This is a genomic window from Paenibacillus sp. 1011MAR3C5 (assembly GCF_003591485.1).
Classification (GTDB): Bacteria; Bacillota; Bacilli; order Paenibacillales; family Paenibacillaceae; genus Pristimantibacillus.
The window spans coordinates 134,006-155,493 of sequence record NZ_QZCF01000010.1 but is presented as its reverse complement, the minus strand read 5'-3'; the positions used below and the strand labels follow the sequence as shown (position 1 = coordinate 155,493).

Genomic DNA, 21,488 nt, shown 5'->3' with positions numbered 1-21,488 from the left:
CCCTTCAGGTACGTTGATCGGCATACAATATGCGATTATGTCTTGGGATGAAGAAATATAGGCATATCGCCATTATGGCGGCAATTAGTGCGCTTTCCTGCAAATCCTTCGTTATGGTTCCGTAGAATATCGCAAAAGCGGCTGCCGTAATGACAATCTCCCGTATGTTGAACGGCTTGTAGCTTGGATTGGAGAACAAATAAATATTGTATCCCAACCATGACCCAATCAATAGCGGAACAACACGTATATCAATAACACTGCCCGCGACCCAAGTGGGAAGAGTGAAGAGAAAGAGGAATATCAGGTTAAGCTTTGCTCGCATTACAAAGGACATACGAATCGCTCCTTATCATGAAGATGGCATGAGTAATCGGTAAGATGTGCGGGTATTCAGTAATACCATTTTACTAGGTATTGGATGCGGTGTGAATGAACTTGATCTTTTTATTTGAAAATGCTTCTGTTACGAAATAGGAAGTTGTCTAGGCGATCTCCTCCGGAAATATCGGATGGAATCGCCTATTATTTTTTATATAGAAGAAAACCGCGTGTGATATTAAATAAATCAGAAAATTACAAAAATATCCTGTTGCCTTGTGGCAGAAATTATGACATATTGGTGTATACGTTAAGCGGTTTCATTAAAACAAGCGTAGCGGAGGCGAGAAAGGATGGAGTCTAATAAACGTGAAGGGGCAATTCCGAAGGAAAAAGTGAAATTAGCTCAAAAATATCCTCTCATTGTCGCAGAGACAGTTGGTGTCACGAGCCTTTATCAGAGGCTGCATTGGCATGATGTGCTGGAGATCAACCTGATCAAATACGGGACAGGGTATTACATCATTAACGGTCAAAGCTATCCATTTCAGCAAGGCGATATTTTCCTCATGAACTCCAACGATTTGCACTGTGCGTACGAGTCGAATGATCTTGTGATGCTGGTCATCACCTTCGACCCCTCCTGGTTTATCCACGGCCTGCGCATCGACCCGGAATTGCTTAGTCCGTTCCGCGAGATGGGAAGGCACTTCACGAATCGTCTCAATCGAGACCATCCACAAATGGCAATGCTGCGAGAACTCCTTCTGGAGCTGCAGGAAGAACATGAGCAAGAACGGCGTTCCTACGCCACTATGGTCCATTCCATCATGCTGCGCTTCCTCGCAATTGTGAACCGCGACTTCCGCAGTGACGGTATTCACCGGCACGATAATGGCATCAGCGAGCAGCAGCTGGAGAAGATGAGACAGGTCATTATGGTCATGGAGCAGCATTACGCTCACCCCTGGACGCTGGAGGAGCTGGCATCGCTCGTCTATCTCAGTCCCTCGCGATTTAGCGATATCTTCAAGCGATCGGTCGGTATGCCGCCTCTCTTGTATCTGATCCAGATTCGGCTGGAGAGGGCTGTAACCCTGCTTGAGAACGGGAGCATGAAGATTACGGATATCGCTCTTGAATGCGGTTTCCGTACGCTCACCAATTTCAATAGGCTCTTCAAGAAGCATGTCGGCGTCACGCCGAAAGCATCGAGAAAGCACCAATGTTAAAAACCAGTGAAATAGTGCTGGTTTTTAATTGTATAGGCAGAGAAACAAGGGCAGGTCTCCTTTACAATAAATATACAGACATCACGAGATTGTGTCAGGAATACTGACGCCAATCTTACTTGTTAATAAGAGAGGGGGAAGCCGATGCCACAAGCCAAATTGGTTGTCGAGAGGCAGACGCATCGCAAAAAGAGTCCTTTCATTCGTTTTCTGAAGCAGTGGGACATTCAACTGATGGCACTGCCGGCTCTGCTGTTTATTTTTGTGTTCAGCTACATTCCGATGTACGGCGTCCTGATGGCATTCCAGGACTACAGCCTGTTCAAAGGTTTCCTTCAGAGCCCATGGGTCGGATTCAAGCATTTTGAGATGTTTTTCAACGCGCCTGAGTTTTGGACGGTCATGCGCAATACGCTGGTTATCAGCATACTGAAGCTCTGCATTGGCTTTCCGGCTCCTATCCTGCTGGCCCTCATGCTTAATGAGATCGGCAGGCGGTTCTTCAAGCGGCTCGTTCAGACGATCAGCTATTTGCCCCATTTCTTGTCTTGGGTTATCGTCTCGGGCTTCGTCACGTCGATTCTGTCCACAGATAACGGAAGCTTAAATCTGCTGCTGCAGAAGCTGAGCCTGATCGACGATCCGATCAACTTCCTGTCCGAACCGAGCTACTTCTGGAGTATTCTGGTCGCAACGAATGTATGGAAGGAGATCGGCTTCTCCTCCATCGTCTATTTGGCAGCGATTGCAGGCATCAATCCGCATCTCTATGAGGCCGCTTCCATCGATGGGGCGAGCCGGATCAGGCAGATTGTAGCCATCACAATACCGTCTATTATGCCGGTTGTAATCGTCTTCTCCATTCTGGCTATCGGCAATTTCCTGAATGCGGGCTTTGAGGATATCTTGCTGCTTGCGGGCAATCCTGTGCTGCGAGAAGTCAGTGACGTTCTCGATACGTATGTGTACCGGATCGGGATACAGAACAGCAGATTCTCCTACGCCACAGCAGCCGGGTTGTTCAAGGCTGTCATTAGTGTAGCGATGCTGGCGGGGGCCAACTACTTGGCGAGAAGGTCGGGGAACAGCTTATGGTAGCAGGAAGGGGCGAGTGGCAATGAAGCTGTCTTACGGAGACCGATTATTCGTTGGCGTGAATTATACGTTGTTGTTCTTACTGGGTTTTGTTGCGTTCTATCCGTTCTGGAACGCTGCCGTCATTTCGTTCAATTCCGGCAGCGATACGATGCTCGGCGGCATTACGTTCTGGCCCCGCGAATTTACGCTATCCAACTATGAGGTTGTATTCAAAGACAAGCGTTTGATCGACGGGTTCGTCATTTCCGTTCTTCGCACGAGTGTCGGAACGCTAATGTCCATTATCGCGACGGCGATCTTCGCTTACGGGATGACGAAGCGCGAGATGATGGGACGCAAATTTTATATGGTCATGTGTATCATCACGATGTACTTTAGCGGAGGCCTCATTCCGAGCTACCTGCTGATCCGCGAGCTGGGACTGATGAACTCCTTCTGGGTTATGGTTATCCCCGGCATCATCAGCGTGTGGAACATGATTATCTTCCGTACCTTTTTCAAGGGCATTCCGGCTGGTCTCGAAGAGTCGGCTTCCATTGACGGCGCTTCGAACTGGGGGATCTTCTTCCGGATCGTGCTTCCGCTATCCGGGCCGGTAATCGCCACGCTGTCGCTGTTCACGGCGGTGTATCACTGGAACGACTGGTTTGCACCGAGCATTTACATCTCGAATGTTGATCTGCTGCCGATTCAGACGAAGCTGCAGCAAATCCTGAATTCCAACATCATGCTGGAGCAGATGCAAAATATGGACTCCGCTGCGCAAGGCCGAATGGGCGCAATGAGAGCGGTCACGACCAAGTCGCTGTCGATGGCAACGATGATGGTGGCAACCGTGCCGATTCTATGCGTGTACCCGTTTGTGCAGAAGTATTTTGTGAAGGGCGTATTGATTGGTTCGCTGAAAGAGTAGCAGAAGGGTGTAAAGCCAATGGCTTTGACCATAGATGAACTTGTGAAGGGAGCGCATGCAATGAAAAGATGGAAACGTAAGCTTCTCGCATCATTGTCAGTCACGCTTGTCATTGTCACAGCTTTAGCGGGGTGTTCGGGTTCTAAAGAGAAAAACAACACGGAGGGTTCGACCAATAAGCCTTCCGAGCCGACGGAAAATGCTTCGGGTGTATTCGAGTTAGGCGCAGAGCCATTGGAATTTTCCTTCTATGGACATTACGACTGGTATACGATGCCGGAGTGGGGAGCCGATCTTGCGACGAAATGGATCAAAGAGAACAAAAAGGTCAACGTCGTACCGATCAGCTCCGGCGGCGCAGCCAAAAATAAGCTGAGCACGATGATCGTATCCGGCGAGCTGCCGGACGTCATGTGGATGGAGCGCGGAGCCGATGTGGAGAAGCTTCGTGCAGAGGGCATGCTGGTGCCGTTCGATGACTATCTAGACAAGTATCCGAATTTGAAGAAGTGGGCCGGCGAATCCACGCTGGATATGCTTCGCTCACCGGATGGCAAGCTGTATCAGTTCCCGAACTGGTATACGACGCAGCCGAACGGAAATGCAGGGTATCTGGTCAATAAGAAGATCTACAATGAGCTTGGAGCGCCAAGCCTGGAGACGACGGACGATCTGTACAACTATTTGAAGCTGGTAAAAGCGAATTACCCGGACGTCACGCCATTGGAAGTTGGTCAGACGGCTTCAGGCGTTGATGTCATGGTATCGGCTTTTGCAGAGAACAGACCGTATACGTTCAACTCGATGATCGCGGTGCCGCAAGGCAATGAACTGGTATCGCTGTTCACGGATCCGGTCTATCGCGAATTGATTCAATATGCCAGCCGGTTGTATCGTGAGAAGCTAATGACACAAGATGCATTCACGCAGAAGCTGGAGCAAGTAGAGCAGAAGATTGTAACCGGCAAGATTGCGGTATACGTGGCGTCCAGCCCGACGGAGTTCGGTTCCAAAGGCAACATGGAGCTGTCCTCGCATGATCCGGAGGCAGGCTACATCATGGTATGGCCGGTTCATAAGGAAGGGCTTGACCGCAACAAAATCTTCCCTGGCGACTACAAACAGCTGGGCTGGAATGTTAGCGTCATTACGAAATCCGCAGATAATCCGGAAGCGATCTTCGCATTCCTGGATTGGCTGACAGGTCCGGAAGGCCAACGTACGATTATGTGGGGACCTGAAGGACTGTACTGGGAAGGTGTAGACGGCGAGGAAGTACCGCTCTTCACTGAGAAATTCACGAGTGATCCGAAGGGACGCGACGAGCTGATGAACTCCACCGTCAACTTCCAATGGAACGGCAACACCGTATATGTCGACAATTCCAAGATGAAATTCGAATCGACGCTTCCGCCAGAGAAGCGCAACTGGGAGACCTATTGGCAGTCGGAGATTACGTGGAAGACACAGTTTAATACGACGGCATACGTCAACTTGGATCCGGCAGGCGATACTGATGAAGGCATCATCGCTCAGCGTGTGCTTGAAATCTACGAGCAAGCAAGAGCAAGGGCGATCAGCACCGCGTCATCGGATGAAGAAGTGCTCGCCATTCTGGATAAAGCAGAAGCCGATGCACAGCAAGCCGGCTATGACAAGCTGCTGAAGTTCAAAACAGAGAGATGGCAAGAGAACGTAAGCAAGCTTAACGCAGCAAAATAATGACCCTGGCTGAGGCCGGCGTACATTGGGCGGAACATGCAGATGGAAGCGCATGTGAGCTGATGGAGCCGGCTTCATCAGTCAGGTGGTATGGGAGAGATCATACTTGACGTATTACTTGGGTATTGATGGCGGCGGGAGCAAGACGCTCGCTGTCGTGTCGGATGGAACGGGACGCATCTTGGGCAGAGGGATGAGCGGCTGCGGCAACCATCAGTTGGGCGTGGAGCTGGCAGACCGGAATATGAGGGAAGCGGCGGAGACGGCCTTGGCGGCTGCCGGCCTGAAGCGGGATGATATCGCCTATGCAATGTTCGGGCTTGCTGGCGCGGACAGGGAAGCTGACTTTCAAATCTTGAGACCAATGGTCGCAGCGATGGGCTACGCCAAGCATGACATTGTCTGCGACACGGTCATCGGTCTACGCGCGGGTACGAGACAATCGGATGGTGTCGTGCTGATCTGCGGCAGCGGGACGAATTGCTACGGCATGAATGCAGCAGGAGAAGAATTGCAGGTAGGCGGGTTCGGTTATGAATTCGGCGATTTTGGCGGAGGCGTCGAACTGGCGAAGGAAGCGTTCCGTGCGGTTATTCGCGCATGGGAAGGCCGAGAGAAGCCGACCGCGCTGACGGAGCTGGTTTTGGATGCTGCTGGTTATGACAATGTGTCCGACATGTTTCATGGTTTTCTCGATGAGGGCAAGCGGGCCCCTCACACGTTTGCGAAGCTGTTATTCCAGGTCGCTGATCGGGATGTCATGGCGCGCTCCATTCTGGAGAGACAAGGGATGGAGCTGGGGCGTGCGGCAAGTGCGGTCATTCATAAGCTGAATATGGAAGCAGATACGTTCGAAGTCGTGCTTGCGGGAAGCATACTCACCCGCGGGGACGGACAATATGTTGTGCCGTTCATTGAGCGCCAGGTTAAGGAAGCAGCGCCGAATTGCCGTCTGCGCACGCTGGGTCTTGAACCGGCAGCCGGCGCATTGCTGCTTGCAATGGATAGAGATGGAATGGCAGTAGAGACAAAGGTATATGAGAATTTGGAGCGCGATCTATCGGTGAAGGAGAGGAACGTCGAATGGGTAATGGACTAAAGGTAGCAGTCATCGGAGGAGGCTCTTCGTACACACCGGAGCTGATTGAAGGATTTATTCAAAGACATGAATCATTCCCGGTCAGCAAGATCGTACTGGCAGACATACCGGAGGGACGACATAAGCTTGCCATTGTAGGCGCTCTGGCGCAACGCATGGTAGAGAAAAGCGGCTTGCCGATTAGTATCGAGTTAACGCTGGATCGGAGGTCTGCGCTTGAGGGAGCGGATTTCGTCTCCACACAGATGCGCGTGGGTCAACTGGAGGCAAGGGGATGGGATGAGTCGATCCCGGTTAAATACGGAATGCTCGGACAGGAGACGACCGGTGCCGGCGGTATGATGAAGGCGCTGCGCACGATTCCCGTCCTGCTCGATATATGCAAGGACATGGAGGAGCTCTGCCCGGATGCCTGGCTCTTGAACTTCACGAATCCTGCGGGCATGGTGACGGAAGCGATCCTGAAGCATTCCAGCATTCGCTCTATTGGCCTGTGCAATTCGCCGATTGCGGCATACAAGTGGCTCTCGTCCCTGTACAATGTCCCAATTGACCGTATTTATTGCGAGTTTGCGGGTCTCAACCATCTGCACTGGATTAGCCGGATTGAGGTCGACGGCGAGTCGAAGCTGGAAGAGCTGCTGGATCGCCAAAGCTCCTATTCGGCAACCAACGTGCCGCAGCTGGCTTGGAACGACAGGCTGGTGCGGGAGCTGGGAGCGATTCCATCTTATTATTTGAAATACTTCTATCTGCACCGGGAGATGGTAGAAGAGGGGAAGGCGGCTGCTGCCAGAGGCGAGAACCGGGCCGAGATGGTGAAGCGCCTGGAGGAGGAGCTGTTCGAGATTTACAAGCAGCCGGAGCTGGCGGAGAAGCCGAAGCAGCTGGAGCAGCGAGGCGGTGCCTATTATTCCGAAGCAGCGGTCAAGCTGATGCACTCCATCTACAACAACACGGGCGATATTCAGACGCTGAACGTGCGCAATGACGGTATCCTGGACTTCTTGCCTGATGAAGCGGCTATTGAAGTCAATTGTATCGTCATGAGCGATGGCGCGGCTCCGGTTCCGGTGAAGTGTGTGCCGGAAGGAACGAAGGGCCTCATCCATGCCGTCAAGACGTATGAGAGCCTAGCAATCGAAGCAGCCGTCACCGGCAGCAAAGAGAAGGCGCTTCTGGCGCTGGCGAGCCACCCGCTCACGGATTCCGCCAATGTGGCCGAGGCGCTGCTGGAAGAAATGCTGGAGCGGAACAAAGCGTATTTACCACAATTTTTTAAAGTCTATTGAATAGTACGAACAAAAAGGCGATCCCTCCGCTCGGTCATAGACCGGGGTAGGATCGCCTTTAGCGATTTTCACTCCTCTTCATTTTCGAACAGATATCTAATTTTTTTGAATTTGCGATGTCTTTGTAATCTTCGCTTATGCATGATTAATTGCCGGGCAATGGTGTAACCAATAAGGAATGATGCGGCAGAGGTATTCCCGTCTACAGTGAACGGGATAATGGAAGCGTCGGCAACCATTAACTTTTTCACTCCGTGGACGTATCCGCGGCGGTCGACAACCCCGCCTTTATTGAGTGGAGCCATGCGGAGCGAGCTTTGCTGATGATGATTGTGGTCGAAGTTGCTTTTAATAAACGCCTCAAGTTTGGAGTCATCGTCAATGATATCGATTGTTGGGGATATAAGTTGATAGGACGAATCGATGGCCGCCAGCTCGGCCGCTATTTTTCGCACATATTCTTTATAGATGTTTTTGACTGCCTCCATATCAGAAGGGTTATCAAGAAAGCCTTCATCTGCCAGCACAATTTTTAGAGGATCTTTGTTTTGGATTTTAATCGAACCACGGCTCAGGGGCCGTAGGTAAATGAGCGCTAACGACAATCGGTTTTCTTCCGAACCGATGCCGACCAATTGTACTGCACGGCGTCTGGGATTTGTGCCAGAAGGCTCCGGCAAGAAGGCTCCCCCGGTATAAAGGGAGTTAGGATCTGAGGCCGGTAATGCCTTGTCATTAGGGTTGGCTGAAAAAACAGCGAAGTTTAAGGTATGGTTTCTTAAGCTCTTTCCTACGTTGGGATTATTAAATATTGGGGTTATTCCTGCTTGTTTAAGAATATGGTACGGTCCAATACCCGATAGCATCAAAATTTGAGCACTATTAATGCCTGCGGAAATAATGACGTTCTTCCGGGCATATGCTTTTACGCATTTCCCTTCTCTTAAAAATTCCACGCCTTTAGCCTCTTTACCGGAAAACAGCACACGAAGAACCGTTGAGTTAGATAACAGTCGCAACCTCCGCCCTCCTACTCCTCGGCCGCCTGGGCTTACAATGTCCGAAGAAAGAAACGCAGTTGACGAGCTCACCCTTCGGCCGTTCGGATTTTGATACAGCTGCCAACGGGTAAAGGGGCCGAGAGGGGTTCTCGGATTATTGTAATCAACGATCTCCGGAAACCCCGTAGCTCGTTCTATAGCAGAAACCAGCTTCTTAGCCATGGCTGTCGGACGAACAGGGGCTTGCCGTATGTCGATCCTCCCGTTATAACCGCGTGCATTCGGATTGGTTGTTTTTCCGTTGTAGTTCTCCAGTTGTTTAAACCGTCGTATAACCCTTGCCGGTGACCAAAGCGGACCCAGGAGCTCTTCCCACTCTTTAAATACGGCGCTTGTATACCGCACATACTGTTCCCCGTTAATCGAGGAGCCGCCGCCGAAAAGCCGCCCGGTGGTCCATTCAAACGTGCGATCGTCTACGCCTGCTTGAGGGGTGCCTTCTCCTTGCCAAAAGTATTTCGGGAAAAACTGTTCCTCCAGTTCAGGAGCAAATGTCGAATGGCTAATCGGTATATCTTTATCATTATTTTCTCCAGCCTCCAAGAGCAGAACGGAAGTTTTTTTCTGGTCGGAGAGGAGTTTGGCAATGACAGCACCGGCGGGTCCTGTCCCTACGATAATGTAATCATAGAATAGTGTGCGTTTCATCCATGTTCTCCTTATTAGTTGGACTCATGCATTATATTGCCTTCTGCTGTCCCATGTACCAGAAGAAAAGAATTGTTTTCGGGCGTTCCTGTTTAATCTAGACGGAAGCCTGCTCCAAACCATGCATATACCCATATAATGCATAGTCAAATTCCCTAATGGAGGCTGTGTATATGGAAATACCAATTACGGGTTTTATCGTCTCGAATGATGATAAGGAATCAGAACACTCGCATCGTTTATATATTACTTCTTGGGATGGACGTCCAGTTCATGTGCACGCTTTTTCCGGCGTAACTTCCTTTGACCAAGGACATAACCATCATTATGCAGGAATGACCGAACCAGCGCCTAGCGGGGGCCAACACGTTCATCAATATTTTGCAAAAACATCATTTAATGACGAGCATATCCATTACATTAGAGGAACGACTGGTCCTTCAATCCCCTTGCCGAATGGGGGGCACTATCATTATTTTGAAGGTCAAACAACCATGAACGGAAGATATCCGCATTCACACATGTACAGAGGAAATACAGGGAATGAAATCATGAATATGTAGAAACGAAAAGGCGTTCCCGCTGCTCGGTCCTGGACCGGGTCGGGAACGCCTTCTTGCGATTAGGCTTTAACATCTATGTCGTTCGTCACTTGCTGTCTCGGCTTGCCGTTCCAGCTCCAATATGTCCAAATCCGAAGCAGCCACTCGACGGGGCCGATCCGGAACCGCTTCAGGTAAAGCGCACTGCCTAATAGCTGGAGCGTATAGATGGCAATGCCTATGCCGATACCTGCGATAATGCCAAGCTTGCCATACCATCCAAAGCCATAGCCATAGAAGAGCGTTGTGCAGATGACGGTCTGCAGCAAGTAATTGGTGAGCGACAGCTTGCCGACGGACTTGAAGCCGTTCCGCAGAGCCGTTGCTCTACCCAGCGAGAGCAGCAAGGCAAACCCCATAATATAACCGAGCGACAGGATCAGCATCCCGAGCGCACCGCTCACTCCGCCAAAGATCGTATCAGGCCAAATCTGCTTTATCGCTTTCATGATCAAACCTGATAGTAGAAAGACGGATGCCCATTTGAAGTAAAAGGCACGCTTGGTCTCAGGCTGATAGAACCAGTCTTTTCTGGCCGCATACATGCCGAACAAAAACATGGGGGCGGTCATGAACGGGACGAGCAGATAAGCGGCAATTAGAATCAGGCCGTCGGCTTCGAGCGGTTTCGGCTCATCATGACGGAAGTCGAATATCTCCGAGTAGCTTCCGCTCTGATACACATCGATAGATTTCAAGACATACGCCTCTGTTTTTTCCTGGATGATTTTTGTTTCTTCAATCAGCGGGCCTGTTGAGTCCATACCGGCCAGACCGATAATCGGCAGAAGCGCGATGCCCCAGATCAAGACCGTTTTGGCCTTGCGTCTTAGGAACAGGAGGAGGAAGAGGCTCATACCGCCGTACAATAATAAGATGTCGCCTTCCCAGAGAAAATAGGAATGCAGCATCCCAAGCCCGATAAGCATGATCGATCGGCGCACGATGACCATCCTGAACCCGGTTCCCTTCGCTTCGAGTCCCTCCATCAGCTTGAGCATTCCGAAGCCGAATAGAAATGCGAAGATGGGCATGAAGCTGCCTTCAATCACGATCTTTACAAGAGTGTGCGCCATGCTATCCGCATCAGAGAGCCCGAACAGATCGATCTCGTCCTTCCCCCACATGCCATACTGAAAGATGAGCAAATTGGAAAGCAGAATGCCAAGCAAGCTCAAGCCGCGAATTTCGTCTACGATGCTTTGTCTTCCTATTTTTTGAATCATTTTCCATCACCTCGATCCCCATTATAGAAACCGTAATTTACCTGCTGTTAATGCCGGTCTTATTTTTTGCTGAAGAGACGGGCATCCGTTAAACGGAAATTAAGGTTTCTATAGTAAAATAAGGATGGAGGGGATAGAGATTGGATATGTCAAACGCGAGAATTGTAATGATAGATGATGAACGCGCTATTACGAAGATGCTGGACATGACGCTTCGCAAGGAAGGCTTCCGTTATCTGTACACCGCCCATAATGCCGTAGATGCTCTCAAGTTGATTGGGAAGCATGGCGCTGATATTGTGCTGCTGGACGTAATGCTGCCGGATCGGACCGGCTTTGATCTCTGTCCCAGGATTAGAGAGCTGTCCGATGCCCATATCATTTATTTGACTGCGCGGGCGTCTGATCTTGATGTGCTGACCGGTTTTGCGACAGGTGGAGACGACTATGTCACGAAGCCATTCAATCCGCTTGAGATTGCAGCCCGAATAAAAGCGCGGCTGCGCCGCGGCGGCGTAACGCCTGTCACGGTACTGGAGGAGAAGCGACAGCGTTATGACTTCGGACGGTTCGTGCTGGACGATGCGGCGGGTGAGCTGCTGGTGGAAGGCAAGGAGGTCGCTTGTCCAGCGATGGCGTATCAGCTGCTTCATTTCTTGTGCAAAAATCCAGGCATCGTTTTTTCCAAGGCTCAGCTGTATGAGGCTGTATGGGGACTCGAGGGCGAGGGCGATGACAATACCGTCATGGTTCATATCCGCAAAATCCGTGAGAGAATTGAGCGCAATCCAAGCGAGCCAAGCCATCTTCTGACCATTCGCGGGCTCGGCTATAAGCTGGCGAAGGTAAAACAGCCATGAAGATTCGAAATGTAAAGCGAAGGCTTACTCTTCATTTTACCTATCAGATGTTATTGCTGTTCGTCTTTGTTCTGCTCATGCTATTTACGATAGTGCTTGTCTTTGTCCAATTATTAGTCAATGAGGATATGAAACAAAGATTTCCGTTCGGGTCGTTGGATGTCATTATGATGGAGACGGATGTGACTCAGCAGAAAGCCATAGTGCCGAAGCGTTGGGTGGATCAGCTGGCAGAACAGCATTACTGGCTCCAAGTGGTGAATAGCCATGGCGATGTGATCTATGAAGCGAACACGCCTGAGGATGTGCCGCAAGCTTATACTACGGGCGAGCTGCTCGTTATCCAGCAGACGAAGCGGTACGGTCCCTACGAAGTGATGATATCGCTGGACGAATCGGTGCCGAACATGGTTCTATTCATGCTTGGTTATGTGAATGACCGTTCGGTTGAGGTGCAGTCCATTTATGCCCAATATGCGAGAGACGGTGTATTGAGGGAAGAATCAGCAGAGCAGCTAAACGAAGAACTGACGAAATCTCGGCATACGCTGCAAATTATAGATGGCAACGGGCAAGTACAGCAATCGGTAGGCGTGCCAATGGAACGGGAACGGTACGCTCCGCTTGAGCTCATTACAATGGAAAAGATGAAGGGGGATTTTCCAACGATCGTATCCGTCCATGCGGATCGTGAAACGAATACATTCTGGGTATTGCACCAAAGCAAACGGGGAGGCTATGTCAAGCAGCCTTTTATGAAAGAAGTCATCATCTCGGCTTCCTTCATTGGAGGAGCCATTCTAATCGCAACACTAGCCTTCTCTATTTATCATGGCTATCGCTATGGCAGGCCGCTGCTGCTGTTCATTGATTGGTTCGCACGGCTTGGCAGAGGACAATATGAAGAGACGTTGTCCGCGAAGGATCAGAAGCGGGTCTATCGCAAGAACGGCAAGCTGCGCCGAAAGTATAAGCTCTACAAGGAAGTCATCGACGGATTCCGCGAGATGACATTAAGGCTGCACGCTGCGGAGCAGGACCGCATTCGGCTCGAGAAGACGAGGGAAGAATGGATGACGGGCATCTCCCATGATTTGCGCACTCCGCTTAGCTCGATACAGGGCTACGGTCATTTGCTGGAGAGCGGGCAATACAGCTTTACAGAGGAAGAGCTGAAGGAGATGGGCGGTACGATTCGGGATAAGAGCGACTATATGATCGATCTGATCCAGGACTTCTCGCTGGCATTCCAGCTTAAGAACAAGCAAGTGCCGTTTGAAGTAAAGCCGATTGAGCTGCAGGAATTCGTCAGACGGATTGTTCTTAACTACGTGAATGATATGACGATGGAAGGCACGACGTTCCAATTCGAGAACGAAGACGAGGAGAAGCGGATTCGGGTGCTTGCGAATGACAAATGGTTCGCCAGGATGCTGGACAATGTGATCATGAACGCCGTCAAGCATAATCCGGAAGGCACGACCGTTACGGTAAGCGTCGCAGTATCAGGCAGCTTTGCCGTTCTGACTGTCGGCGATGACGGCATAGGAATGGACGGGGAGACGCTATTGAATCTGTTCGAGCGTTATTACCGCGGCACCAATACGGAGGAAAAAAACGGTGCGGGCTTAGGCATGAGCATCGCGAAGTCGATTGTCCTCGCTCATAACGGGACCATTGAAGCAAAATCCGATGAGGGCAGAGGCACGACGATTGTCATTTCACTCCCGCTTCTGTAGGAATCGGCGGATATGTGGGCTAGATTCCAAAGCTGAAAACCCTTCCGGGAGAAGCCGGCTGCATCGCAAGAGCGAAGCGGCCGGGCTTTTTTGTGTTTGCGTGGTCGTTTGATGGTTGCAACAAGCTGCTCATTTCACGCGTCTTGCTGCTCGACTCGAAACACGGCGATCTCTGGAGGACAACCAAGACGGACTGGAATTTTAACTGTTCCTAAACCCCGATTGATATAGAAATGTCTCCGGCCGTCCAGAGCTTTAAGTCCACTATGAAAATGCTTGTAGGCGCCAATTGTTCGGTCCCATAATCGGATCTGGCCGCCATGAGTATGTCCTGCAAGCAGCAAGTCGAAGGGCAGCTTGCTTTCCTGTAACAGATCGATAATGCCGGACGAATGGGCAAGCATGATGGTGTAGTCGGAGCGCTCCAATTCCGCGCGGCTGAGCGTTAACCGCTCATTCCCGTAGATGGAGTTATCGAAGCCGTATACGAGACCTTGCTGCCGGGTTATGTAGCTGCTGTTCGTCAATACGTTCACGTTCATTAGCTGCAGCGACTGAATGATGTCCCGGTATTCCTGTTCCGTATATCTCCGCTTGCGGATGCCGCTCCGTGTCTCGCGTTCGTAGTTGCCTGCAAGATCGCCCGTAATGATGATGTGGTCGGGATGAAGGCGATTGACTCTTTGGCTGATACGGCTATTGATGAATCGGGTTCGCCCGTGAAGATCCGTCAGATGCACAACAGTCATGTTCAAGCCGCGTGGGCTTGGCAGGGTATGGCTCGTTAATCTGACCCAATTTGTTTCGAAGAGGACAATCCATACGAACAACAATAGAATGATGCATGCAGCTATCCAAATAATGATCACTACGGTATACCTTTCCCTTTCTGTGGTTGTCAAATTCTAATTTTTTGTGGCAATCTCACCTGTATTCAACAAAGCGGGCACGGTCTCCTTGTTTTAGAGCGGGCTGGCTTGATGCTTCAACTGGAAAATATATACCTGGCTCGCACAGGTTGACTTTCAGTTACCGACAGCTTAATATAATACCCATACGGGTATACCTATAATGCAGACCAGTCATTATGCGTATGCCAATCCAATCAAAGCGAGGTGCTCATGAATGTGGAGATAGGCTGGCTTGTTACGCTATTCGCCATCGGCTTTATCGGTTCTTTCCTATCCGGCATGGTCGGTATCGGGGGTTCGATCATTAAGTATCCCATGCTGCTTTATATACCGCCGGCATTGGGGTTCGCAGCGTTCACGGCGCAGGAGGTGTCCGCGGTGAGCGCGGCACAGGTATTTTTTGCTTCATTGGCGGGGCTGCTAGCTTACCGGAAGGGCGGCTGGATCAACAAAGAACTGATTCTGTATATGGGCATACCAATCGTGCTGGGCAGCTTTCTCGGCGGATTCGGGTCGAAGTTTCTATCCAATTCGGTCATAAACATGACGTATGCCATACTGGCTCTAGTCGCTGCAGTGATGATGTTTATGCCTAAGAGAGGGGAGGAAGGAAGTCTCGACAAGCTGTCATTCAACAAACCCCTTGCAGCGGGATCAGCTGCAGCAGTAGGCATCCTGTCCGGCATTGTCGGAGCGGCCGGCGCCTTCATCACGTTGCCGATTATGCTGGTGCTGCTTCGAATTCCGACGCGCGTAGCGATCGCATCTTCGCTGGCGATCACCTTCTTGTCATCCATCGGTTCGGTGGGCGGCAAGCTGATGGGTGGACATATGCTGCTGATTCCGTCCATCGTTATGATTGTTGCGAGCATTATCGGCTCTCCAATTGGCGCGAAGCTGGGGCAGAGAATGAATGTAAAAGTGCTGCAATGGCTGCTGTCGCTACTGATTACAGCAACCGTTGTGAAAATCTGGTGGGATATTCTAGGGTAAATTTTTTTTGCAGAAACAATACCCCATAGGGTATATAGAGAATGGAGGCATAACGAATGAATGGAAAAGTTCAAGCGGATATGACGCTGGATTGCATCGGTCTGGCCTGCCCGATGCCGATTGTGAAGACCAGGAAGACGATCGGCGATTTGGCCGAGGGACAAGTGCTGGAAATTCAGGCGACCGACAAAGGTTCGCTTGCCGATCTGCAGGCTTGGTCGCAGAAGGCAGGGCATCAATATGTGGGGACGGTCACAGAGGGCGAGGTGCTGAAGCATTACATCCGAAAAGCATCTTCGGCAGAAGCAAAGCCGGAAATCCGTTATCCGCATACAGCGAGCAATGAAGAATTGGCGCAGCGGCTGGCGAGCGGCGATGACATCAGGGTGCTGGATGTCAGGGAAGCGGCAGAGTATGCGTTCCGCCATGTGAAGGGAGCGATCTCGATCCCGCTGGGACAGCTGGAGAATGGGCATCTATCGCTAAGCCCGGATTCCGAGCTTTATGTGATATGCAGAACAGGAACGAGAAGCGATATGGCCTGCCAGTGGCTAAGCGAACATGGCTTCAGCCGAGTGAAGAACGTGGTGCCTGGCATGTCGGCTTGGATAGGCGAGACACAATCTGAAGTGGAGGAGCAATGACGATGACAACAACGGTTAAAGCGATGGAAAGCGGGGAACTGGCGCGTAACTTGATCGACCGCAAGCCGCTGTTTATTCTGGATGTGCGCAATGAAGACGCCTACGGGGATTGGAAAATCGAAGGGCAAAGCATAGAGAGCATCAACATTCCGTACTTCGACCTGCTCGATGGCGTGGAGAAGGCTGTGAAGCAGCTTCCCGCCGGCCGCCCGATTCTCGTAGTCTGCGCCAAGGAAGGATCATCCGTATTTGTGGCGGAGCAGCTTGCGGAAGCGGGTGTGCCAGATGTGCATTATTTGCAAGGCGGCATGAAGGCATGGAGCGAGCATCTGGAGCCGGTGAAGGCGGGCGAGCTTCCGGACGGCGCGTTATATCAATTCGTACGGCTAGGTAAAGGCTGTTTGTCCTACATGGTCGTATCAGGCGGAGAAGCTGCCGTCATCGATGCGATGAGGACAACCGAAGTTTATGAAGAATTTGCCCGGAATCTGGGTGTGACGATCAAGCATGCGCTGGATACGCACTTGCATGCCGATCATATCTCAGGAGGCCGCAAGCTGGCAGAGCGCACGGGAGCGAAGTATTGGCTGCCGCCGAAGGATGCAGGCGAAGTGACCTTCGCTTACGAGAAGCTCGAGGAGGGCGAGCGGGTATCAATCGGTGCTACGGAAATCGGCATCGGCGCCCTCTACTCACCCGGACACACCATCGGCAGCACTTCGTTTGTCGTGGATGGCAAGTATTTGCTGACCGGTGACATTCTGTTTATTGCATCGATCGGGCGGCCGGATCTGGCCGGGCAAGCGGAGGATTGGGCAGGCGATCTGCGCCGGACCTTGTATGAAGGATACCGCTCTCTATCGCCGGATATGATCGTGCTTCCGGCTCATTTTGGCCAGATGGATGAGTTGGGAGAGACGGGTCAGGTTGCGGCCAGGCTTGGCGATTTGTTCCGCGATAATCCGGGCCTTCATCTGGAGGACGAATCGGAGTTCCGCAGAGCGGTTACGGAAAACTTGCCGCAGCAGCCTAATGCCTATCAGCAAATCCGCCAGACCAATATGGGCCGCATGAGCCCGACAGACGAAGAGCAGCAGGAGATGGAGATCGGTCCGAACCGCTGCGCCATTCATGACAAATAACCATCACAGGAGGTATTAACAATGAAAACAGAAGCAGTGGTTGTGGATACGAAAGGACTGGCATGTCCAATGCCGATCGTGAAGGCGAAGAAAGCGCTGGACAGCATGGAGACAGGGCAAATGATGAAAGTATTGTCGACAGACCAAGGTTCCTTGAACGACTTCCGGGCTTGGGTGAAGGGAACAAAGCATGAACTGGTGCAGTATGAAGAAAAGGATGGCTTATTTACGTTTTACGTGAAGAAGCAGTAAGAGCGTAAGCAACCGGCAGTTGCTATTCCCGCAATGACAAGCTATATTACCTCTAGGGGTATCTTTTTCGGCAATATGATTCCAAACAGGCTGGAGGATGTGACATGGAGTACGATGAGAGCGTCATCCGAAGATTGAAACGAATGGAAGGCCAGATTCGCGGCGTGATGCGGATGATGGAGGAAGGCAAGGACTGCAAGGACGTGGTCGCTCAATTGTCTGCTGTGCGCAGCGCATCCGACAAAGCGATGGCCTATATCGTCGCTCATAATTTGGAGCAATGTATTACGGAGGAGAAGGAAAAGGGCGGAGACACCAGCAAATTGGTGAAGGAAGCTGTAGAGCTGTTAGTGAAAAGCCGCTAAGGCTTGCTATAGGATAAGGCGAGGGGGGCTTCTATTAAGGGGCTTGTCTCGGACAGACGGAATGAATGAGCGGGGCAATCCCCCGGGATGGCGTTCCTCTTTTTTTACCGACAACAATACTATTACGGGTATATGTATATTTCGAAAGGAGCGGAACGATGACAACTGCTTTAACGGAGAAGGAAAGAACGACTATTGTGCTGTTCAGCGGGGATTTGGACAAAGCGATTGCGGCATTCATCATCGCGAACGGGGCGGCGGCTTACGATCATGAGGTGACGATTTTCTTCACCTTCTGGGGTCTGAACACCATGCGCAAGGAGGAGGTCGTCAAGACGGACAAAGGCCTGCTGGAGAAAATGTTCGGCTGGATGATGCCGCGCGGTCCGAAGAAGCTGGGGCTGTCGAAGATGAACATGGCGGGTATGGGTCCGCAAATGATTAAGCATGTGATGAAAAAACATAATGCGCTGTCTCTGCCGCAGCTGATTGAGCTGGCTCAGGAGCAAGGGGTGAAGCTGGTCGCCTGTACGATGACGATGGATTTGCTGGGTCTTCAGAAGGAAGAATTGATAGATGGAATAGAATACGCCGGAGTAGCGGCTTACCTGGGCGATGCGACGGAAGCCAAAGTCAATTTGTTTATTTAAGGGTGTAAAGAAAATAAATGCGATAGAGAAGCCCCATGCGCCGCTGATCGGCGCATGGGGCTTCTTGTGGCGATAGACTGACGATTCAGAAAAGTTATCAACAGCCTGCATGAATGTTGGCGGAAAAATAATTATCAACATGTGCATAACGCGTTTAAGCCGTTCATCAACAGCTTCATCCACATATCCATAGCTGCTGGGGATTATGTTTTGCTCCAGATGCGGTCTCCGTTCAAATACTTTTCCGTCAGGATGGAGAGCAGCTGGATGCCGACTTGATTATGCCCGCCTTCTGGCAGGATAATGTCTGCGTATTTTTTGGACGGTTCGATAAATGCTTCATGCATCGGCTTCACTGTATTCAGATATTGATCGTGAATGGATTGGATTGTGCGTCCGCGCTCTTCGATATCGCGCAATACACGGCGAAGAATACGCACATCCGGATCGGTATCTACGAATACCTTAATATCAAGATGCTCGCGCAGCCGTTCGTCGGACAATACATGCAGTCCTTCCAGAATGACGATGCGGCTTGGGAGAAGCTCAATTTGCCGATCGACAAACCGGGTATGCTCCGTAAAGTCATAGACAGGCGCATATGCAGGCTGCCCTTGCTTCAGGAGAAGCAGATGCTCGATCAGCAGCTCGTTGTCGAAGGCCAGGGGATGGTCGTAGTTCACAATTTCCCGCTCCTCCATGCTAAGCTGCGAGTGCTCCTTGTAGTAGTTGTCTTGTGAGATAAAGGTGACTTTATCCGTTCCTTGGTTGTCGATGACAGAACGGGCGACGGTCGTCTTGCCCGATCCCGTGCCGCCTGCGATTCCTATAATAAGCATGAGCGTGTTGAAGCCTCCTGGGACCATATTCGGTTCATAACTTTCGTATTGTAGCACAGCGCGCCGTTGTTTTCATCCCCGCCATGAATATGGAACAAGTTCCAGCTCCTATTCGCTCGCAGCATCGGCAGCGGGAGCCGGATAAAGGAAGCAGGTGAAATCCGGTTTGAATTTTTGTAAAATAAGGTATACCTTTTATAACATTATTGTAAGCGTTCTTATCGATGGGGGAGATCGGAATGGGTCCATATATGCTGGCGATCGATCAGGGGACGACAAGCACACGGGCGCTGCTCGTGGATCGGAACGGAAGCCTGTCGTCTATCGCGCAAGAAGAATTGCCTTTGAGCTACCCGGTGCCCGGCGCTGTGGAGGCGGACGCCGCTTTCATATGGGAGTCTACGAAACGAGTGCTGGAGGATGTATTGAAGAAGAACGGCGTAAGCGCGGATCAGATCGCGGCAATCGGGATAACGAATCAGCGGGAGACGGCGGTCGTATGGGATAAAGCGACAGGCGAGCCGATTCACCCGGCTATCGTATGGCAATCCCGGCAGTCCTCGGACATATGCGAGCGTCTTCGTGCTGACGGCTATGAGGATGAGATTCGCGCTCGGACAGGATTGCTGATTGATCCGTATTTCTCCGGGACGAAGATCACTTGGCTTCTGGAACAGGTGGAGGGAGCGCGGGAGCGGGCAGAGCGGGGGGAGCTGCTGTTCGGCACGATCGAGACCTGGCTGATCTGGAAGCTGACCGGGGGCAAGGTGCATGTGACGGACGTCTCCAATGCCTCCCGTACGTTGATGTTCAATATTCACGAGCGGAAATGGGATGAGAAGCTGCTTGCCATGCTTGGCGTGCCGGCAGCCATGCTGCCGGAGGTGAGATCCTCTTCGGAGATATACGGCAAGCTGGAGATGTCGCTGATCGGCAAGGAGATTCCGATAGCCGGAGCAGCGGGCGATCAGCAGTCGGCTTTATTCGGGCAGAATGCCTTCTCGCGGGGCTCGACCAAAAATACGTACGGCACGGGCTGCTTTATGCTGATGAACACCGGAGAGAAAGCGATCCTATCGCAAAAAGGGCTCCTGACAACCATCGCATGGGAGCTTGACGGCAAGCTGGAGTACGCGCTGGAAGGCAGCGTTTTTGTCGCGGGTGCGGCTATCCAGTGGCTGCGTGACGGTCTCGAGCTGATTGAATCGGCTGCTGAATCGGAGGCGCTTGCCGCCGAGGTGGAGTCGACGGATGGTGTCTATGTCGTGCCTGCTTTTGTCGGGCTGGGTACGCCGTATTGGAATAGCGACGTAAGAGGCTCTGTCTTTGGCCTTACGCGCGGAACGGGCAAGGCACACTTCGTCAGAGCGGTTCTGGAGTCGCTCGCTTACCAGACGAAGGATGTGCTGTCGGTTATGGCGGAAGAGTCCGGACTTAAGCTGCATTCCTTGGCTGTAGACGGCGGCGCGGTCGCGAATGATCTGCTTATGCAATTCCAGAGCGATCTGCTCGGCGTGCCGGTCGAACGGCCGGTGATTGGAGAATCCACTGCGCTCGGGGCAGCGTTCCTTGCCGGACTGGCGGTCGGGTTCTGGAAGGACCGCGAAGAGATTGCCTCCTTGCGCCAAGTGGATCGGCTGTTCCAGCCGAATATGGCGAATGAGCGCAGGGAAGAGCTGTATGGCGGCTGGAAGAGAGCCGTTCGGGCAGCAATGGCCTTTTCTGATAAATAATAGTCCGATACAAGAAACCGTAGGCTGGCCGACGTCCCGGAAGGAAGGGCATGTCGGACACTTGCGGTTTTTATGTTTGGGAATACGCCATGGCGGCAAAGAAGAAGAAATAGCCATATGTTATGAAGAGAGAGACAGGAGGGAGT

At 51.4% G+C, this 21,488-nt stretch carries 21 protein-coding genes; 16 read left to right on the top strand and 5 right to left on the bottom strand.

Annotated features, from left to right (window positions below; all coding sequences use genetic code 11):
- Positions 1-4 precede the first annotated feature (4 nt).
- Positions 5-337, bottom strand: coding sequence for a hypothetical protein (locus tag D3P07_RS23750; RefSeq protein WP_119802973.1), 333 nt, complete (start codon positions 335-337; stop codon positions 5-7).
- A gap of 337 nt (positions 338-674) precedes the next feature.
- Between D3P07_RS23750 and D3P07_RS23745 the strand changes: the two genes are divergently transcribed.
- The 6 genes from D3P07_RS23745 (at position 675) to D3P07_RS23720 (ending at position 7,677) form a co-directional block, all read left to right on the top strand.
- Complete coding sequence (locus D3P07_RS23745; protein ID WP_119802971.1) at positions 675-1,553, top strand: AraC family transcriptional regulator; 879 nt, start codon at positions 675-677, stop codon at positions 1,551-1,553.
- Positions 1,554-1,697: 144 nt separating this feature from the next.
- Positions 1,698-2,651, top strand: a complete 954-nt coding sequence (locus D3P07_RS23740) for an ABC transporter permease (protein WP_119802969.1) — start codon at positions 1,698-1,700, stop codon at positions 2,649-2,651.
- 19 nt (positions 2,652-2,670) lie between these two features.
- Complete coding sequence (locus tag D3P07_RS23735; RefSeq protein ID WP_119802967.1) at positions 2,671-3,564, top strand: carbohydrate ABC transporter permease; 894 nt, start codon at positions 2,671-2,673, stop codon at positions 3,562-3,564.
- Between the two features lie 60 nt (positions 3,565-3,624).
- Complete coding sequence (locus tag D3P07_RS23730) at positions 3,625-5,286, top strand: extracellular solute-binding protein (protein ID WP_119803034.1); 1,662 nt, start codon at positions 3,625-3,627, stop codon at positions 5,284-5,286.
- Between the two features lie 106 nt (positions 5,287-5,392).
- Entirely contained in the window at positions 5,393-6,385 is a 993-nt protein-coding gene (locus D3P07_RS23725) for an N-acetylglucosamine kinase (protein WP_119802965.1), read from the top strand.
- The gene (locus tag D3P07_RS23720; RefSeq protein WP_119802963.1) at positions 6,370-7,677 is read left to right on the top strand and encodes a 6-phospho-beta-glucosidase; all 1,308 of its coding nucleotides are present in this window, start codon (positions 6,370-6,372) and stop codon (positions 7,675-7,677) included. Before D3P07_RS23725 ends, D3P07_RS23720 begins: the two co-directional genes overlap by 16 nt.
- 68 nt (positions 7,678-7,745) lie before the next feature.
- On the opposite strand, the gene D3P07_RS23715 is transcribed toward D3P07_RS23720, so the two are convergent.
- Complete coding sequence (locus tag D3P07_RS23715; protein WP_119802961.1) at positions 7,746-9,386, bottom strand: GMC family oxidoreductase; 1,641 nt, start codon at positions 9,384-9,386, stop codon at positions 7,746-7,748.
- Between the two features lie 173 nt (positions 9,387-9,559).
- Here D3P07_RS23715 and D3P07_RS23710 point away from each other — a divergent pair, with 173 nt between their 5' ends.
- Complete coding sequence (locus tag D3P07_RS23710; RefSeq protein ID WP_119802959.1) at positions 9,560-9,949, top strand: YmaF family protein; 390 nt, start codon at positions 9,560-9,562, stop codon at positions 9,947-9,949.
- Positions 9,950-10,008: 59 nt separating this feature from the next.
- Here D3P07_RS23710 and D3P07_RS23705 read toward each other — a convergent pair whose 3' ends face one another.
- Positions 10,009-11,214, bottom strand: coding sequence for a DUF418 domain-containing protein (locus D3P07_RS23705; protein ID WP_119802957.1), 1,206 nt, complete (start codon positions 11,212-11,214; stop codon positions 10,009-10,011).
- 146 nt (positions 11,215-11,360) lie between these two features.
- Between D3P07_RS23705 and D3P07_RS23700 the strand changes: the two genes are divergently transcribed.
- Together D3P07_RS23700 and D3P07_RS23695 are read left to right on the top strand one after the other, a co-directional pair.
- The gene (locus tag D3P07_RS23700; RefSeq protein ID WP_119803032.1) at positions 11,361-12,074 is read left to right on the top strand and encodes a response regulator transcription factor; all 714 of its coding nucleotides are present in this window, start codon (positions 11,361-11,363) and stop codon (positions 12,072-12,074) included.
- Entirely contained in the window at positions 12,071-13,813 is a 1,743-nt protein-coding gene (locus D3P07_RS23695) for a sensor histidine kinase (protein ID WP_259391667.1), read from the top strand. Before D3P07_RS23700 ends, D3P07_RS23695 begins: the two co-directional genes overlap by 4 nt.
- 134 nt (positions 13,814-13,947) lie before the next feature.
- Here D3P07_RS23695 and D3P07_RS23690 read toward each other — a convergent pair whose 3' ends face one another.
- Complete coding sequence (locus tag D3P07_RS23690; RefSeq protein ID WP_147384563.1) at positions 13,948-14,562, bottom strand: metallophosphoesterase; 615 nt, start codon at positions 14,560-14,562, stop codon at positions 13,948-13,950.
- A 372-nt stretch (positions 14,563-14,934) separates the two neighbouring features.
- Here D3P07_RS23690 and D3P07_RS23685 point away from each other — a divergent pair, with 372 nt between their 5' ends.
- The 6 genes from D3P07_RS23685 (at position 14,935) to D3P07_RS23660 (ending at position 18,770) form a co-directional block, all read left to right on the top strand.
- A complete protein-coding gene (locus D3P07_RS23685; protein WP_119802953.1) occupies positions 14,935-15,717 on the top strand; it encodes a sulfite exporter TauE/SafE family protein in 783 nt (260 codons plus the stop codon).
- 56 nt (positions 15,718-15,773) lie between these two features.
- Positions 15,774-16,361 carry a sulfurtransferase TusA family protein gene (locus D3P07_RS23680; protein WP_119802951.1) on the top strand — a complete coding sequence of 196 codons (588 nt, stop codon included), beginning with the start codon at positions 15,774-15,776 and terminating at the stop codon, positions 16,359-16,361.
- Complete coding sequence (locus D3P07_RS23675) at positions 16,358-17,503, top strand: MBL fold metallo-hydrolase (protein ID WP_119802949.1); 1,146 nt, start codon at positions 16,358-16,360, stop codon at positions 17,501-17,503. The genes D3P07_RS23680 and D3P07_RS23675 overlap by 4 nt, the downstream gene beginning before the upstream one ends.
- A gap of 21 nt (positions 17,504-17,524) precedes the next feature.
- Positions 17,525-17,755, top strand: a complete 231-nt coding sequence (locus D3P07_RS23670) for a sulfurtransferase TusA family protein (RefSeq protein WP_119802947.1) — start codon at positions 17,525-17,527, stop codon at positions 17,753-17,755.
- Positions 17,756-17,859: 104 nt separating this feature from the next.
- Complete coding sequence (locus D3P07_RS23665; protein ID WP_119802945.1) at positions 17,860-18,120, top strand: metal-sensitive transcriptional regulator; 261 nt, start codon at positions 17,860-17,862, stop codon at positions 18,118-18,120.
- A gap of 158 nt (positions 18,121-18,278) precedes the next feature.
- Positions 18,279-18,770 (top strand): DsrE/DsrF/DrsH-like family protein, encoded by a 492-nt coding sequence (locus D3P07_RS23660; RefSeq protein WP_119802943.1) that lies wholly within the window; start codon positions 18,279-18,281, stop codon positions 18,768-18,770.
- A 203-nt stretch (positions 18,771-18,973) separates the two neighbouring features.
- On the opposite strand, the gene udk is transcribed toward D3P07_RS23660, so the two are convergent.
- Complete coding sequence (gene udk / locus D3P07_RS23655; protein WP_119802941.1) at positions 18,974-19,609, bottom strand: uridine kinase; 636 nt, start codon at positions 19,607-19,609, stop codon at positions 18,974-18,976.
- 239 nt (positions 19,610-19,848) lie between these two features.
- On the opposite strand from udk, the gene glpK reads away from it, so the two are divergent.
- On the top strand, positions 19,849-21,342 hold the full coding sequence (gene glpK / locus D3P07_RS23650; protein WP_119802939.1) for a glycerol kinase GlpK: 1,494 nt from the start codon (positions 19,849-19,851) through the stop codon (positions 21,340-21,342).
- Positions 21,343-21,488 lie beyond the last annotated feature (146 nt).